We start from the raw sequence: 15,566 nt of genomic DNA, 5'->3' as shown, positions 1-15,566 counted from the left end.
ACCGTTGAAATCCCGCCGCAGGCCGTACAGCGAGCAGCGTCCTTTCGACACCGGCGGCGGGGTGTGGAGCGTGCCCGTCCCCATCCCCGCCAATCCCCTCGGCTACACGCTCATCTACGCGATCGAGTCCCCCGCCGGACCGGTCCTGGTCGACGCGGGCTGGAACCACCCGGAGTCGTGGCTGGCGCTGCGCGACGGACTGACCGCGGCGGGCATGGACGTGCGCGAGATCCGGGGCGTGGTCGTCACCCACTTCCACCCCGACCACGCCGGGCTCGCCGGCCAGGTCAGGCAGGAGTCAGGCGCGTGGATCGCCATGCACGAGGCCGACGCGGCCCTGGTCCGCTTCATGCACGACCTGGAGGACGGCGCGCACCGCGACTTCCAGGCCGACATGCTGCGCCGCGCCGGGGCGGGCGCCGTCGAGGTGACGGAGGTGACCGCGCGCCGGCCGCGTCCGCCCGCCGTCCCCGACCTGATCCTGCAGGACGGCGACCTGGTCGACCTGCCGGGACGCAGGCTCCGCACCGTCTGGACCCCCGGCCACACCCCCGGCCACGTCTGCCTGCACCTGGAGGACGCCGACCGGCTCTTCACCGGTGACCACGTGCTGCCGGAGATCACCCCGCACATCGGCGTCTACCCCTACGACCGCACCGACGTCGACCCGTTGGGCGACTTCCTCGGCTCACTGGAGAAGGTGAAGGACCTGGGTGAGCTGGAGGCCCTGCCCGCCCATGAGTGGATCTTCCACGACACCGCCGCCCGCGCGGCGGAGATCGGCGCACATCACGAGGAGAAGCTCCGACGGCTGGCCGGCCTGCTCGCCGAGGCGGAAGGGCCGCTCACCCTGTGGGAGGTCGCCTCCCGGATGACCTGGAACCGGCCGTGGGAGGAGTTCCCGGCCATGTCGCGAGGGATGGCGGCCTCCGAGGCCGCGGCGCACCTGCGTACGCTGGAGGTCCGCGGAACGGTACGGCGGGTGAAGGGAAGCGATCCCATCAGGTTCGTCCTACACTCGTAGACATCCGATGTCTGGCCTACCCGAGGACGGTGCAGCATGGCGGTCACCGACGCCGCTATCGACCGGATCAAGCAGATGATCCTTTCGGGCGAGCTCGCTCCGGGCAGCAGGCTGCCCAAGGAGGCCGACCTGGCAGAGCGGCTCGGCCTGTCGCGCAACTCCCTGCGCGAGGCGGTCCGGGCCCTGGCCCTGATCAACGTGCTGGACGTGCGCCAGGGCGACGGCACCTACGTGACCAGCCTGGAGCCGCAGCTCCTGCTGGATGCCATGTCGTTCGTGGTCGACTTCCACCAGGACGACACCGTGCTCCAGTTCTTCCAGGTCCGGCGGATCCTGGAGCCGGCGGCCACCGCGATGGCCGCCACGCGCATGCCCGACTCCGAGATCGCCGAGCTGCGCAAGCTCCTCGACGAGCTGCCCCCCGACCCGAGCGTGGAGCAGCTCGTCGCCAACGACCTGGAGTTCCACCAGCGCATCGCGGCGGGCTCCGGCAACGCGGTGCTGTGCTCCCTGATCGAGAGCCTGTCGGGCCCCACCACCCGGGCCCGTATCTGGCGCGGCCTCACCCAGGAGAACGCCCTGGAGAAGACCCGCGAACAGCACGGCGCCATCTGCGAGGCCATCGCCGCCCGCCAGCCGGAGGTGGCGCGGGCGTGGGCGACGGTCCACATCGCCGGGGTCGAGGAGTGGCTCCGCAACGCCCTGGCCTGACGGCCCCGCCCGGCGCCTTCCACTGATCGCACCGGGCGGGGATCACGCCTCCGGTGCGATGCCGGGCGGGATCACCGCCGTCAGCCGATCAGGCCCTCGGCGGCCAGTTCCGCCCAGAGGTCGTCGGGGACGGGGGCGGCGGTCAGAGCCGCGTTGCGGGTGACCTCGGCGGCGGAGCGGGCGCCGACGACGACCGAGACGACCGCCGGGTGGCGCAGCGGGAAGGCCAGGGCCGCCTGGGGAAGGGTGACGCCGTGGCGTTCGCAGACGGACGCGATCCGGCGGGCGCGGGCGAGGAGATCACCCGGGGCAGGGGCGTAGTCGTAGGTGCCGGACGGGTCGTGGGTGGCCAGCAGGCCGCTGTTGAACACGCCGGCGGCGAGCACCGAGACACCCCGCTCCCGGCACAGCGGCAGCAGCTCCTCCTCGCCCGACTGGTCGAGGAGGGTGTAGCGGCCGGCGAGCATGACCGTGTCGACGCCGGTCTCGCGGACGAACCGGGCGAGCATCGCCGCCTGGTTCATGCCGACGCCCACGGCCTTGACGACGCCCTGGTCACGCAGCTCCGCCAGAGCCGGGTACGCCTCGGAGACGGCCTGCTCCCAGTGGGCGTCCGGGTCGTGGATCAGGACGATGTCGACCGCGTCCAGGCCGAGCCGTTCCAGGCTCTCCTCCAGCGACCGGCGCACCCCGTCGCGCGAGTAGTCCCGCACCCGGCACAGGTCGGCGGGGACGTCGAAGCCCTCGTCGTCCCGGCCCACCGGGGCGTCGGCCGGGGCCGGCACGAGCAGGCGGCCGACCTTGGTGGACAACGTGTAGGAGTCGCGGGGCCGCCCGGCCAGGGCGGCGCCGAGCCGCCGTTCCGACAGGCCCAGCCCGTAGTGCGGCGCGGTGTCGAACAGCCGGATCCCGGCGTCGTAGGCCGCGTCCACGGCCGCCCGCGCCTCGTCGTCGTCCACCGCCGAGAACAGGTTCCCGATGGGGGCCGCGCCGAAGCCGTACTTGCTGACCTGCACCGTTCGCTCCGTTCCGCACGGCCCCGGCCCCGTGAGCGGGAGCGGGGCCGTGTCAGGTCGTTCCTGGGATCGTGGACGCCGGGCCGCGGGCGCCGGCGGGGGGGACGGCACCGGCGGGGAGGACGGCGCCGCCGCGCGGGTCCGCGTGCCCGGCCCGCGGAGGCCCGGCCCCGAGAGGCCGGGGGGCGGACGTCAGTCCTGGGCCTTGCCGCCCGCCAGACGGCTGATCATCAGGGCCACGAGGATGATCGAACCGTAGACGAGCTGCTTCCACTCGCCCGGCACACCCTTGAGGGTCAGGATGTTCTCCACCAGGCCGATCACCAGGACACCGGTGAGAGCGCCGAGGATCGTGCCCTTGCCGCCGTCCATGCTCACGCCGCCGATGACGGCGGCGGCGAAGGCCATGAAGATCCAGCCGACGCCCTGGTTGGCGCTGATGCCGCCCAGGCGGCCGGTCTCCAGCACGCCGGCGAGGGCGGCGACCACGCCGCCGATGACGAAGACGGCCCACAGGACCCGCTCGACCCGGATGCCGGCCGCGCGGGCGGCGTCGGCGTTGCCGCCGATGGCGTAGAGCGAGCGGCCGGCCCGGAAGTACCCGAGCGCGACGATGGCCACCGCGAAGAGCGCGCCGGTGATCCAGATGGCCGCGGGGAGGCCGAGCCAGCTGGCGCTGCCGAGGTAGAGGAACGACTCGGGCAGCTCGAACAGGCTCTTGCCCTGGGTGAGGCCGAGCTGCAGGCCGTGCACGACGATCATCATGGCCAGCGTGACGATGAAGGCCGACAGCTGGAAGCGCATGATCAGGAAGCCGTTGAAGGCACCGACCAGCCCGCCGATCAGCAGGCAGAGGGGGATCGCGAGGATGCCGGGCAGCTCCAGGCCGAACCCACCGGCCGCCACGGGGATGACGAACATCACGGCCACGGCGGGCGCCATGCCGACCGTGGACTCCAGCGACAGGTCGAACTTGCCGGCGATCAGGATCAGCGCCTCGGCGAGGACCACCAGCGCCAGCGCGGACTGCTGCTGGAGCACGTTGGTGAGGTTCCCCGGGGTGAGGAAGATCGGGTCCACGAAGGAGCCGGCGATCAGCAGAACGATGATCACCGGGACGAGCGTGAGGTCCCGGAAGCGCCCGAGCTGGATGCGGCGGCCCTGTGGGACGGCCGCGACCGGCGGGGTCTTTGTCGTGGTCATTGGTGATCGATACCTTCCATCGCCGCCACCAGTTCGGTGTCGGTCCAGCCGCGCGGCACGTCCTTGACGATCCTGCCGTGGAACATGATCAGAACCCGGTCGCAGATCCGCAGGTCGTCCAGCTCGTCGGAGACCAGCACGGCTCCGGCGCCTCGGTCGACCGCGTCCTCCACGGCGCCGAGGAGGGAGTGCTTGGCCTTGACGTCCACCCCGGCGGTCGGGTTGATGACGACCAGCGCCTTGGGGTCGTCGGCGAGTGCCCTGGCGAGCACGACCTTCTGGGCGTTGCCGCCCGACAGGTCGGCCACGGGCTGGTCGGGGCCGGTCGTCTTGATGTCGAGCCGCGCGATCATCTGGTTGCCGCGTTCGCGGCGGCGCGCCGGGGAGACCATGCCGAACCGGCCGAGCTTGTGGGCGATCGGGATGGTCGCGTTCTCCGCGATCGACAGCAGCGGGACGAAACCCTCGTGGTGCCGGTCCTGGGGGACGAATCCGAGTCCGGCGGCGAGCGCGGACGGCACGTCCCCGCCCTTCACCTCGGTCCCGTTGACGGTCACCGTGCCGGTGTCGGCCTTGCGCAGCCCGACGAGGGTCTCGGCCAGGCCGACCTTGCCGCTGCTGCCCGAACCGGCGAGGCCGACGACCTCCCCGGCCCGGACGGCCAGGTCGACGTCCTCGAAGCGGCCGGCGAGGCGGAGGTTCCGCGCGGCGAGCACCACCGGGGCCGAGGCTCCGACGGTGCGGGTGCGGTACTCGTAGGCGGCGGTGGCCTCACCGGTCATCGCGTCGACGAGCTGGTCGTGCGGCAGGTCGTCAACCGAGGCGGTGACGATGTGCCGGGCGTCGCGGAAGACGGAGACGCTCTGGCAGATCTCGTACACCTCGTCGAGGTGGTGCGAGATGAACATCATCGTGACGCCCTGCTCCCGCAGGGCCCGCATCCGCGCGAAGAGCCGCTGGATCGCCGGGCCGTCGAGCTGGGCGGTGGGCTCGTCCAGGATGATGAACCGGGCGCCGAACGACAGCGCCCGGGCGATCTCCACCAGCTGGCGCTGCTCGACGCCGAGGTCGCCGGCCAGGACGTCGGCGTCGACGTCCACGCCGTACTGCTCCAGGAGCCGGCGGGCCCTGGTGCGCAGGGACCGCCAGTTGATCCTGCCCCGCTCGGTCTGGCGGTTCAGGAAGAGGTTCTCCGCGACGGTCAGCGTGGGGATGATCGTCGACTTCTGGTACACGCACGCGACGCGCTGCCGCCAGGCGTCCCGGTCGGCCAGCGGCGGCGCGGGCTGCCCGCCGAAGCGGACCTCGCCCTCGTCGGGACGCTGCAACCCGGTCAGGATCGACACCAGGGTCGACTTGCCCGCGCCGTTCCTGCCGAGGAGCGCGTGCGTCTCGCCCTCGGTGATGGCGATTCCGGCGCCGTTGAGCGCGGTGGTCGGGCCGAAGCGCTTGGTGATGCCAATCGCTTCGACCGCCTTAACGGGAGATGTCATCACTTGACCTGGTTACCCCAGAGAGCCTTGTCGTCCACGTTCTCCTTGGTCACCAGCGGAGCCGGGAGCTGGTCCTCCAGGCCGTTGGGGAGCTGGACGATCGTGCTGTCGTGGTCGGTCGGGCCGGGCTGGAAGGTCTTGCCCTCGATCGCGGCCTTGGCGTAGAAGAGCGCGTACCTGGCGTACAGGTCGGCCGGCTGGGAGATCGTGGCGTCGATCTCACCCTTGCGGATGGCGTCGAACTCCTGCGGGATGCCGTCGTTGGAGATGACGAAGACGTGCTTGGGGTCCTCCGGCGGCACGATCAGGTTCTTGGCCTTGAGCACCTGGAGCGTCGGGGCCAGGTGGACGCCGCCGGCGTGCATGTAGACGCCCTTGATGTCCGGGTGCTGCTCCAGACGGGTCTGGAGCATCGAGGCGGCCTTCGTGCCCTCCCACTCGGTGGGCTCCTCGAAGACCGTGATGCCGGGGAACTTCTCCTTCATGCAGGAGCGGAACGCCTCGGCCCGGTCGCGGCCGTTGATCGACGAGAGCGCGCCCATGAGCTCGACGACCTTGCCCTTGCCGCCCAGCTTCTCGCCGAGGAACTCGCAGGCCTTGGTGCCGTACGCCTTGTTGTCGGCCCGCACGACCATGTAGACCTTGCCCTTGTCGGGGCGGGTGTCCACGGAGACGACCGGGATCTTCCGGTTCTCCAGCGTCTGGAGGGTGGAGGCGATCGCGCCGGTGTCCTGCGGGGCCATGATGATCGCCTTGGCACCCTGGCCGGTGAGGGCCTGGGTGTTGGCGACCAGCTTGGCCACGTCGTTCTGGGAGTTGGTGGGCGGCATCAGCTCGACGCCCAGCTCGCCCGCGATCTGCGGGACGTACTTGCCGTAGGAGTTCCAGAAGTCGGAGTCGGCGCGCGGGAAGTCGATCCCGACCTTGCCCCCCTTGGCCCCGGCGTCACCGGTGGACTGGGCGCCGGTCGTGCCGCCGGTCCCGGACGAGCCGCACGCCGAGAGGGTAAGAGTGATCGCGAACAGTGCCGCGCCCGTCGCCGCAGTTCCGAGTTTCATACCGTTGCCTCGATTCGAAACTATGTGGGGGGTGAGTTAGTTCTAGACCGATATATGCCCGGCGGGTGGTCCCCACCGTCGCTCCGTCAGGTGCGGGACCGGAACCGGAGCCGGAGTCAGGTGCGGGGCCGGAGCCGGAGCCCCTGCATCCCGCCGTCCACGGCCAGGACCGTGCCGGTGGTGGACGCCGCGAGCGGGCTCGCGAGGTAGGCGACCGCGGCGGCCACCTCCTCCGCGCTCACCAGGCGTCCCATCGGCTGGCGGGCCGCCAGGGCCGCCCGCTCGGCCGCCGGGTCCGGCGCCGCGTCGAGCAGCCGCTGCACCCACGGGGTGTCCGCGGTGCCGGGGTTGACGCAGTTGACGCGGATGCCCTCGTGGATGTGGTCGGCGGCCATCGCCAGGGTCAGCGACTGGATGGCCCCCTTGGAGGCGCTGTAGAGCGCCCGCTGAGGCAGCCCGGCCGTCGCGGCGATGGAGCAGGTGTTGACGATCGCCGCGTGCGCCGAGCGCCGCAGGTGGGGCAGGGCCGCCCGGGTGACCCTGACCAGGCCGAGCAGGTTGACGTCCAGGACGCGCAGCCACTCGCCGTCGGGGTTGTCCTCGACCGTCCCCGCCGCGCCGATCCCGGCGTTGTTGACGAGGATGTCCAGGCCGCCGAGCCGCTCGGTGGCCTGGCCGACCGCCGCGCGCACCGCGGCGTCGTCGGTGACGTCCGCCTTGACCTCGACGAACGCGCCGCCGGTGGGGTTGACGTCCAGTGACGCCACCGCCGCACCCCGCTCGGCGAGCAGGGTCGCGATGGCCAGGCCGATGCCGGAACCGCCTCCGGTGACCAAGACGCGCAGGCCGTCGAACTCACCCATTGATGGACCTCCAGACCGGGCCGTCGGGGTAGGTGTGGTCGGCGATCGACGCGGCGTGCATGGTGGCGCCGAAACCGGGCCGGCTCGGCGCGACGTAGGCGCCGTTCCGGATCACCACGGGATCGACGAAGTGCTCATGCAGGTGGTCGACGTACTCGATCACCCGGTTCTCCATCGAGCCGCTCACCGCGACGTAGTCGAACATGGACAGGTGCTGCACCAGCTCGCACAGCCCGACCCCGCCCGCGTGCGGACAGACCGGGACGCCGAACTTGGCCGCCAGCAGCAGGATCGCGATGTTCTCGTTCACGCCCGCGACCCGCGCGGCGTCGATCTGCAGGTACGAGATCGCGTCGGCCTGGAGCAGCTGCTTGAAGATCATGCGGTTCTGCACGTGTTCGCCGGTGGCCACCGGGATGGGTGCGATGCCGCGGGCGATGGCGGCGTGGCCGAGCACGTCGTCCGGGCTGGTCGGCTCCTCCACCCAGTGCGGGCGGAACTCGGCCAGGGCGTTCACCCAGGCGATGGCGGCCTCGACGTCCCAGCGCTGGTTGGCGTCGATGGCGATGGGGAAGTCCTCGCCGCAGGTGTCGCGGGCGATGCGCATGCGCCGCCGGTCGTCCTCCAGGTCGGCGCCGACCTTCAGCTTGATCTGAGTGAAGCCGCTGTCCATCGCCTCCTTGCACAGCCGGCGCAGCTTGTCGTCGCTGTAGCCGAGCCAGCCGGGCGAGGTGGTGTAGGCGGGGTAACCGTGCTCCTTGAGGCGGGCGATCCGCTCCTGCCTGCCGGGCTCGGCGGCGCGCAGGATGTCCAGCGCCTCTTGGGGGGTGAGCGCGTCGGTGAGGTAGCGGAAGTCGACCAGGCCGACGATCTCCTCCGGCGACATCTCGGCCAGCAGCAGCCAGAGCGGCTTGCCCGCCCGCTTCGCCCTCAGGTCCCACAGCGCGTTGACCACGGCGGAGATCGCCATGTGCATGACGCCCTTCTCCGGGCCGAGCCAGCGCAGCTGGGAGTCGTGGACCATCTCCTTCCAGAGCGCACCCATGTCCTCGGCGTCCCGGCCGAGCACGTACGGCTCCAGCGCCTTGATCGCGGCGGTCTGCACCTCGTTGCCGCGGCCGATGGTGAAGACGAACCCGTGGCCCTCGTAGCCGTCGTCGGTGCGGAGCACCAGGTAGGCGGCCGAGTAGTCGGGGTCGGGGTTCATCGCGTCGGAGCCGTCCAGCTCCAGCGAGGTGGGGAAGCGGACGTCGTGGGTCTCCAGCGAGGTGATGCGGTACGCGCTCATGCCTGTCCCACCGTCTGCCGCTGGCGGCCCAGACCGTCGATCTCCAGCTCCATCACCTGGCCGGCGCGCAGGTACGGCGTGCCGGGCAGGCCGAGGGCGACACCGGCGGGGGTGCCGGTGTTGATGACGTCGCCGGGCTCCAGGACCATGAAGCGGCTGAGGTAGCGGATGATCTCCGCCACACCGAAGATCATGTTCTTCGTGTCGCCGTTCTGCCGCGGCTCACCGTCCACCCACAGGCGCAGGCCCAGGGCCTGCGGGTCGGCGATCTCGTCGGGGGTGACCAGCCAGGGGCCGAGCGGGTTGAAGGTCTCGCAGGACTTGCCCTTGTCCCACTGGCCGCCGCGCTCCAGCTGGAACTCGCGCTCGGAGACGTCATTGGAGATCGCGTAGCCCGCGATCTTGGAGAGCGCCTCCTCGTGGGTCTCGACGTAGCGGGCCGTCTCACCGATGACGACGGCCAGCTCCACCTCCCAGTCGGTCTTGACGCTGTCGCGGGGGACGAGGACCTCGTCGTAGGGGCCGACGACGGTGTTGGAAGCCTTCATGAAGACGACCGGTTCCGCAGGGATCGCGGCGTTCGTCTCCTCCGCGTGATCGCGGTAGTTGAGCCCGATGCACACGATCTTCCCCGGCCGCGCGATCGGGGCGCCGATCCGCAGCCCTTCCGCGTCCAGGACGGGAAGCTCGTCGCGCTCCAGCGCCTCGCGGACCCGCGCCACTCCTCCGGACGCGAAGAAAGCGCCATCGATCTCGGCCTCCGAGATTTCCCGGAGGTTACCGGCCCCGTCCAGGACGGCCGGCCGCTCCTGACCGGCGGGCCCCACTCGCAGCAGCTTCACACCGCACCCTTCGTTGATACATCGGATGTCTTGCCTGGTGATGCTGAATGACACCCGACCTCGGTGTCAACCCCTCATCGCCGGATACATCCGATCCGTTATCCGAGAGAAACCGCAGCTGAGAGGCTTTTAAGGAGTTCTCGTCCGTTTCTTGACCCGGATTCATCCGACTTCCGGGGGGAACGGGGCGGCCGGAGATCATCTATCCGGCATGCGGCCTCACTCCGGGTCACCACCGGTCCGAGAGCAATAAACATCGGAGGATGATGCAGGTTACCCGAAGATTTCGGGTTCACCTCACGGAAACGGGCCCGTCGCCCGGCCGGAGGGTTCGCCCGGCCCGCCGCCACAGGCCCCACTCCCCTGTCCGCCACCACGATCCCCACTCCCTGGCCCACCGCCCTCTCGACCCGTCACCATGCCCTCGGTCCGTCACTGCCCCCCTCGGCCTACCGCCGCACCCCTGGTCCGTCACCGCACCCTCGACCCGCCACAGCCCCCGACCCACCGCCACGAGGACGGTCCGCCACCACACCACCGTGGTCACGCGCCGGAGCCCTTGACTTCCCCTCCGACCCGTAATAGAACACGTTCCAGAAAGTTGTGTACCAAGCGCTTGATCAAAAGCCCGGCGATTCCGTGTTCCCGGACGGGGACGGGCCGCACGCTCCCCGTTCCCCGGCGGAGGCGGGCGGGAGACATCCCATGAACAGACGGCGGATCCGCTCGGGAGACATGCCGTGAACCCCGGCGGATCCGCGCGGAAGGCATGCCGCGACCCCCCGGCGGATCCGCTCGGGAGACATGCCGTGAACAGACGGGACAGACGGGCACGAGCGTCGGCCGCGCCGCCGTAGGCTGCACCGAAATGAGTCTCCTCACGGGGACGACGGCACCGTTCGCACAGGAGGACCGATGGACATCGATCTCGTCGACCAGGACTTCTACCAGCGGAACGGCGCTCCTCATGACCAACTGGCCTGGCTGCGGGCCAACGCCCCGGTCTACCGGCACAAAGGTGACGAGGAACGGGGCTGGCCCGGGTTCTGGGCGGTGACCAGGCACGCCGACGTGGTGCACGTCTCGCGTCGCTCCGACCTGTTCTCCTCCAGCAGGAAGCTCGCCCTGTTCAACGAGATGCCCGAGGACCAGCGTGCCCTCCAGCGGCTGATGATGCTCAACCAGGACCCGCCGGAGCACACCCGGCGGCGGTCGCTGGTCAACCGGGGCTTCACCCCGCGCATGATCGGAGCATTGGAGCAGCACATCCGCGACATCTGCCACGAACTCGTGGACGAGGCCAAGGGACGCGAGTCGGTCGACTTCGTCAGGGACTTCGCGGCCCCGCTGCCGCTGTACGTGATCTGCGAGCTGCTCGGCGCTCCCGTCGAAGACCGCGACAAGATCTTCAACTGGTCGAACCAGATGATCGGGGCCGAGGACCCGGACTACGCGGCCGACCCGTCCGAGGGCCCGGACGCGGCCATGCAGGTCTACGCCTACGCCAACGCGCTGGCCGCCGAGCGCCGCGCACGGCCCCGCGAGGACATCGCCACCAAGCTGATCATGCCCGACGCCGCGGGCGAGACCCTCACCGAGGAGGAGTTCGACCTGTTCGTGCTCCTGCTGGTGGTGGCGGGCAACGAGACCACGCGCAACGCCGCCTCCGGCGGCATGCTCGCCTTCTTCGAGCACCCGGAGCAGTGGCGGCGCCTGGTCGCCGACCGCTCCCTCGCCCGCACCGCGGCCGACGAGATCGTCCGCTGGGTCTCCCCGGTCAACCTCTTCCGCCGTACGGCCACCACCGACACGACCATCGGGGGGCAGGAGGTCAAGGAGGACGACAAGATCGTGGTCTTCTACAGCTCCGCCAACCGGGACGAGGAGGTGTTCGCCGACCCGTACACCTTCGACATCGGCCGCGACCCCAACCCGCAGATCGGGTTCGGCGGCGGCGGTGCCCACTTCTGCCTCGGCAACCACCTGGCCAAGCTCGAACTGCGGGTGCTCTTCGAGGTGCTGGCCGAACGGCTGCCGAACCTCGCCCAGGCCGGTCCCGCCCGGCGGCTCCGCTCCAACTTCATCAACGGGATCAAGGACCTGCCGGTCACCCTCTCCTGATGGGAGCTACCGGGTCAGGTGTTCGGGCGGGCTCGGTGCCTGGTAGCCGCTGGTGAGTGAGCACTCTCCTCTGGTCTCCCGCCGCGTCCGCCCACCCGCTCCCCCACGACCGGAGCGGGTGGGCGGACGCCGGCCCGTACACCCGGGGCCCGCCGGCGCCATCGCACCGCCGGCACCGGAGGACTCCGGACAGACGAGACCGGCGGGCGCCGGCCCGGCGTGACGCGGATCAGAGCATCTCCTCGATCAGGTCGGCCGCCCGGACGGTGCCGCCCTCGCCGCGGACCTCGTCCCGGAGCCCGGCCAGCCTCGCCGCCACCTCGGGGTCGGAGGTGAGGTCGAGCAGGGCGGCGCGCAGGGCCTCCGGGGTGGCCGCGCCGGTGTCGAGACGCCGGGCGACCCCCAGTTCCACGAGCCGGTCGGCGTTGCCGAACTGGTCGGCCGCCTGAGGGACGGCGATCATCGGGACGCCGCAGTACAGGCCCTCCTGGGTGCCGCCCATGCCCGCGTGGGTGACGAAGGCGTCGGCCTGTTCCAGGATCGACAGCTGGGAGACCCAGCGATGCACCTCCACGTTGGCCGGGACCGCACCGAGCTCGGCGAGATCGACGTGCTTGCCGATCTGGAGCACGACGTGCCAGCCGGGAAGGTCACCGAAGGCGGCCAGGCAAGACCGGTAGAAGCCGGGCAGGTTGGTGAAGGCCGACCCCAGGGAGACGAGCAGCACCCTTTCCGCCCTCTCGGGACGCACCCAGGGCTCCTGATGCGGCCGGGTCGACAGGCAGGGCCCGGTGAAGGTGACGCGCTCCGGATCGACCCGGTCGGCGTTGGGCTGCATGACACGCGGGATGAGCGCCAGAGCCCGGGGCGGGCGACCCGCGAAGGCACCCGAGTCGGTGCCCTCGATGCCGTTGGCGGCCAGCCACGCGTCGAACCGCCGGTAGTGCTCGGCCCCGCCTGGGAGCTTCCGCATCTGCTCCAGCATCGGCGCCATGTCCTCCTCGTACCCCTCCCAGGCCACGTAGGTGGGTGAGAGCTGCATGACGGGGATGTCCCAGTTCTCCGCGAGCACCCGGGCGGTGTAGCCGCCGATGTCGTAGAGGAACAGGTCGGGGCGGTCGTTCCGATAGGCCGCGCGGAGCTGCGGCAGCATCGAGATCGCGTCGTCGAGGAAGACGTCCAGCTGGGCGATCACATCCTCGGGCCAGCTCGCGGCCTCCCCCATGGGCAACGTCGAGGCGTACGGCACGAGCTCGGCCCCGGCACCGGTGATCACTCCGGCGAAGGACGGGTCGTTGGCGTAGGTCACCCGGTGCCCCCGGGCGACCAGCTCCCTGATCACTTCGATGTTCGGGTTCACATGACCCGGTGCGGGGATGCTGACCATGGCGATGTGAGCACGGCGGGTCATCGGTTTCCTCCGTCGAGATGCGTTCATTTGCGAGACGGTCCGTCTCGTCTTGCGTTAAGCATGTCCCGCGCACCACCCCATGTCAAGACGAGACGTTCCGACTCGCCAGAATCCGGAATCGGACCAAGCCTTCAACGCATCTTGGTCGGCCCCACCTCTCGGAGCGGGAATGGGATCTTTCGCGGAGGGTTCGCGGGGGCATGAGGGGATACGTCCAGTGGCAGCACGGCGCGGTGAGGGCCTGCGGGGGAGAACGGCCGGCACGCCACAGAGAACGGCCGGTTCGGCACGGACGGGAACGACCTTCGAGCCGCATGGAGCGGCCTGCGCACCACGGACGGGAACAGTGGCCGCGTCACGGACGGCGACGGCCTGCGCACCGCGGACGGGAACGGCGGCCGCGTTACGGACGGTGACGGCCGTCGCGGCGGTCATCGCCGTCGCGGCCCTGCTCACCTCCTGCACCGCGGAGGGTCCCGTGCCCACCGCGGGGCCCACGGCTCCGCCGCCCCCCTCTCCCGCCGTCACGCCACGGCCGATCGACCCGGTCCCGGTGCCGGCGGCGCGCAGGGCGAGGCTGCCGGTCGCCACGACGTACGCGACGCTGCGGCGGGCCCCGCGGGATCCCGATCCGTTCGGCCCGATGAGCGGGCTCGTCGTCCACCCCACGGCCGACCGGGTGGTCTACGTCCGGCCCGGCGGGCCTCCACTGGCGGTGCTGCCACCGGCCCAGTTGGAGGGGCCGACCTGGGTGCCGGTGGTCGAACGGCGGCCCGGGTGGGAGCGGGTGCTGCTGCCGAGCCGGCCGAACCGGTCCACGGGCTGGATCCACACCGGAGGCGGCGGACTGCGCAGCGCGCGGCGGACGCGCCGGGTGGAGATCGGGCTGGCCGCGCGCAGGCTCGCGGTGTTCGACGGCGACCGCAGGCTGGGCTCCTGGCGGGTCGCCGTGGGTGCCCCCGGCACACCCACTCCCCGCGGCCGGACGTTCCTGCTCGCCTCCGTCTCGCCGGCCCGCCCGACCTACACCCCGCGTTTCCTCGCCCTCGGCGCGCACTCCGGCACCCTGCGGACCTTCGCGGGCGGCCCCGCGACGGTCGCGCTCCACGGCTGGCCGGATGAGGGCGTGTTCGGCCGCGCGGTCAGCTACGGCTGCGTGCGGGTTCCCTCCGCGGCGCTGCGCGTGCTCTCCCGCCTTCCCCCGGGCAGCCCCGTGACGATCACCGGATGACCGCTCAGGGCCAGGAGGAGTCCTGGTCCGGGTCGCCGCCGTCGGACAGCAGTTTGACGTCCGACTCGACCATCATCGCGACCAGTTCCTCGAAGGAGACCGAGGGCTCCCAGCCGAGCTGGACGCGGGCCTTCTTCGGGTCGGCGCAGAGCAGGTCGACCTCGGCGGGACGGTGCAGGGCCTGGTCGGTGACCACGTACCGCTCCCAGTCGAGGCCGGCGGCGGTGAAGGCGGTCTCGACGAGGTCGCGGACGGTGTGCGTGCGTCCGGTGCCGATCACGTAGTCCTCGGGGGCCTCCGCCTGGAGCATCATGTGCATCGCGCGGACGTAGTCGCCGGCGTAGCCCCAGTCGCGGCGGGCCTCCATGTTGCCCAGTCGCAGTTCGGTGGCGAGACCGAGCTTGATCCTGGCCACCCCCAGGCTCACCTTCCGGGTGACGAACTCGGCTCCCCGGCGGGGGGACTCGTGGTTGAACAGGATCCCCGACACCGCGTACATGCCGTACGACTCGCGATAGTTCTGGGTCAGGAAGTGGCCGTAGGTCTTGGCGACCCCGTACGGGGAGCGGGGGTGGAAGGGGGTGACCTCGGTCTGCGGGGTCTCGCGGACCTGCCCGAACATCTCCGAGGACGACGCCTGGTAGAAGCGGATCTGGCCGGTGCGCTCGGCGGTGCGGGAGGAGGAGATGCCGGAGCAGACCCGGATGGCCTCCAGCATGCGCAGCACGCCCATGCCGGTCACCTCACCGGTGAGCTCGGCCTGTTCCCAGGACATCGGGACGTAGGAGATGGCACCCAGGTTGTAGACCTCGTCGGGCTGGACCTTCTCCACGGCGGAGATCAGCGAGCCCTGGTCGAGGAGGTCGCCCCGGACGAGGCGGACGTCCTGGAGGAGCTTGCGCAGGCGGGAGACCCGGGGATTGGCCTGCCCCCGGGCGAGACCGGCGACCTCGTACCCCTGGCTCAGCAGGTATTCGGCCAGATAGGAGCCGTCCTGCCCGGAGATGCCGGTGATCAGTGCGCGCCTGGCCAACGCGTCCTCCTCGCTCGCGGGGCGGGACCTTCGCCCGATCTTTGCCGTTTGATTGGCGAATGTACCCCTACACCCCTGGGTGGGCACCATGCCCACCAGGAGGTTCATAGAACACGTTTCACCGAATCACGCTCGGTAAGGGTAACTTCCCAGTTCGCGCCAGTCCGAAGCGGGGTATCTGTGAACAATTCAACATCAGGTACAACAGACCTACCGAATGGTAGTGTCCGATGACTAAGGTCATCTTTCACGGTACCTGTCCCCTTTCGGGC

The 15,566-nt window shown here is 70.8% G+C and carries 13 protein-coding genes; 4 read left to right on the top strand and 9 right to left on the bottom strand.

The window, feature by feature from the left end; genetic code table 11:
• The first annotated feature begins 4 nt into the window (after window positions 1-4).
• Together F4562_RS21890 and F4562_RS21885 are read left to right on the top strand one after the other, a co-directional pair.
• Entirely contained in the window at window positions 5-1,024 is a 1,020-nt protein-coding gene (locus F4562_RS21890) for an MBL fold metallo-hydrolase (protein WP_184545919.1), read from the top strand.
• 36 nt (window positions 1,025-1,060) lie between these two features.
• A complete protein-coding gene (locus F4562_RS21885; RefSeq protein ID WP_184545921.1) occupies window positions 1,061-1,735 on the top strand; it encodes a FadR/GntR family transcriptional regulator in 675 nt (224 codons plus the stop codon).
• Between the two features lie 80 nt (window positions 1,736-1,815).
• On the opposite strand, the gene F4562_RS21880 is transcribed toward F4562_RS21885, so the two are convergent.
• The 7 genes from F4562_RS21880 to F4562_RS21850 form a co-directional block, all read right to left on the bottom strand.
• Window positions 1,816-2,751, bottom strand: coding sequence for an aldo/keto reductase (locus F4562_RS21880; protein WP_184545923.1), 936 nt, complete (start codon window positions 2,749-2,751; stop codon window positions 1,816-1,818).
• Window positions 2,752-2,943: 192 nt separating this feature from the next.
• Window positions 2,944-3,954, bottom strand: coding sequence for an ABC transporter permease (locus tag F4562_RS21875; protein ID WP_184545924.1), 1,011 nt, complete (start codon window positions 3,952-3,954; stop codon window positions 2,944-2,946).
• Window positions 3,951-5,447, bottom strand: coding sequence for a sugar ABC transporter ATP-binding protein (locus F4562_RS21870; RefSeq protein ID WP_184545926.1), 1,497 nt, complete (start codon window positions 5,445-5,447; stop codon window positions 3,951-3,953). Before F4562_RS21870 ends, F4562_RS21875 begins: the two co-directional genes overlap by 4 nt.
• The gene (locus tag F4562_RS21865; RefSeq protein ID WP_184545929.1) at window positions 5,447-6,505 is read right to left on the bottom strand and encodes a sugar ABC transporter substrate-binding protein; all 1,059 of its coding nucleotides are present in this window, start codon (window positions 6,503-6,505) and stop codon (window positions 5,447-5,449) included. The genes F4562_RS21870 and F4562_RS21865 overlap by 1 nt, the downstream gene beginning before the upstream one ends.
• Before the next feature lie 116 nt (window positions 6,506-6,621).
• Entirely contained in the window at window positions 6,622-7,368 is a 747-nt protein-coding gene (locus F4562_RS21860; RefSeq protein ID WP_184545931.1) for an SDR family NAD(P)-dependent oxidoreductase, read from the bottom strand.
• Window positions 7,361-8,656, bottom strand: coding sequence for an L-fuconate dehydratase (locus F4562_RS21855; protein WP_184545933.1), 1,296 nt, complete (start codon window positions 8,654-8,656; stop codon window positions 7,361-7,363). The genes F4562_RS21860 and F4562_RS21855 overlap by 8 nt, the downstream gene beginning before the upstream one ends.
• On the bottom strand, window positions 8,653-9,498 hold the full coding sequence (locus F4562_RS21850; RefSeq protein ID WP_184545935.1) for a fumarylacetoacetate hydrolase family protein: 846 nt from the start codon (window positions 9,496-9,498) through the stop codon (window positions 8,653-8,655). Before F4562_RS21850 ends, F4562_RS21855 begins: the two co-directional genes overlap by 4 nt.
• Before the next feature lie 915 nt (window positions 9,499-10,413).
• Between F4562_RS21850 and F4562_RS21845 the strand changes: the two genes are divergently transcribed.
• Window positions 10,414-11,619 (top strand): cytochrome P450, encoded by a 1,206-nt coding sequence (locus F4562_RS21845; protein WP_184545938.1) that lies wholly within the window; start codon window positions 10,414-10,416, stop codon window positions 11,617-11,619.
• Window positions 11,620-11,848: 229 nt separating this feature from the next.
• Here F4562_RS21845 and F4562_RS21840 read toward each other — a convergent pair whose 3' ends face one another.
• Window positions 11,849-13,057 carry a macrolide family glycosyltransferase gene (locus tag F4562_RS21840; RefSeq protein ID WP_375782491.1) on the bottom strand — a complete coding sequence of 403 codons (1,209 nt, stop codon included), beginning with the start codon at window positions 13,055-13,057 and terminating at the stop codon, window positions 11,849-11,851.
• Window positions 13,058-13,442: 385 nt separating this feature from the next.
• Between F4562_RS21840 and F4562_RS21835 the strand changes: the two genes are divergently transcribed.
• Window positions 13,443-14,261, top strand: a complete 819-nt coding sequence (locus tag F4562_RS21835) for a L,D-transpeptidase (protein WP_311734201.1) — start codon at window positions 13,443-13,445, stop codon at window positions 14,259-14,261.
• Window positions 14,262-14,265: 4 nt separating this feature from the next.
• Here the strand turns inward: F4562_RS21835 and F4562_RS21830 are convergent, their stop codons facing one another.
• The gene (locus F4562_RS21830; RefSeq protein WP_184545942.1) at window positions 14,266-15,294 is read right to left on the bottom strand and encodes a GDP-mannose 4,6-dehydratase; all 1,029 of its coding nucleotides are present in this window, start codon (window positions 15,292-15,294) and stop codon (window positions 14,266-14,268) included.
• Between the last annotated feature and the right edge of the window lie 272 nt (window positions 15,295-15,566).

This window comes from Streptosporangium becharense, assembly GCF_014204985.1.
In the GTDB taxonomy this organism is placed as follows: domain Bacteria; phylum Actinomycetota; class Actinomycetes; order Streptosporangiales; family Streptosporangiaceae; genus Streptosporangium; species Streptosporangium becharense.
This window is presented reverse-complemented; position numbering and strand designations above follow the sequence as displayed.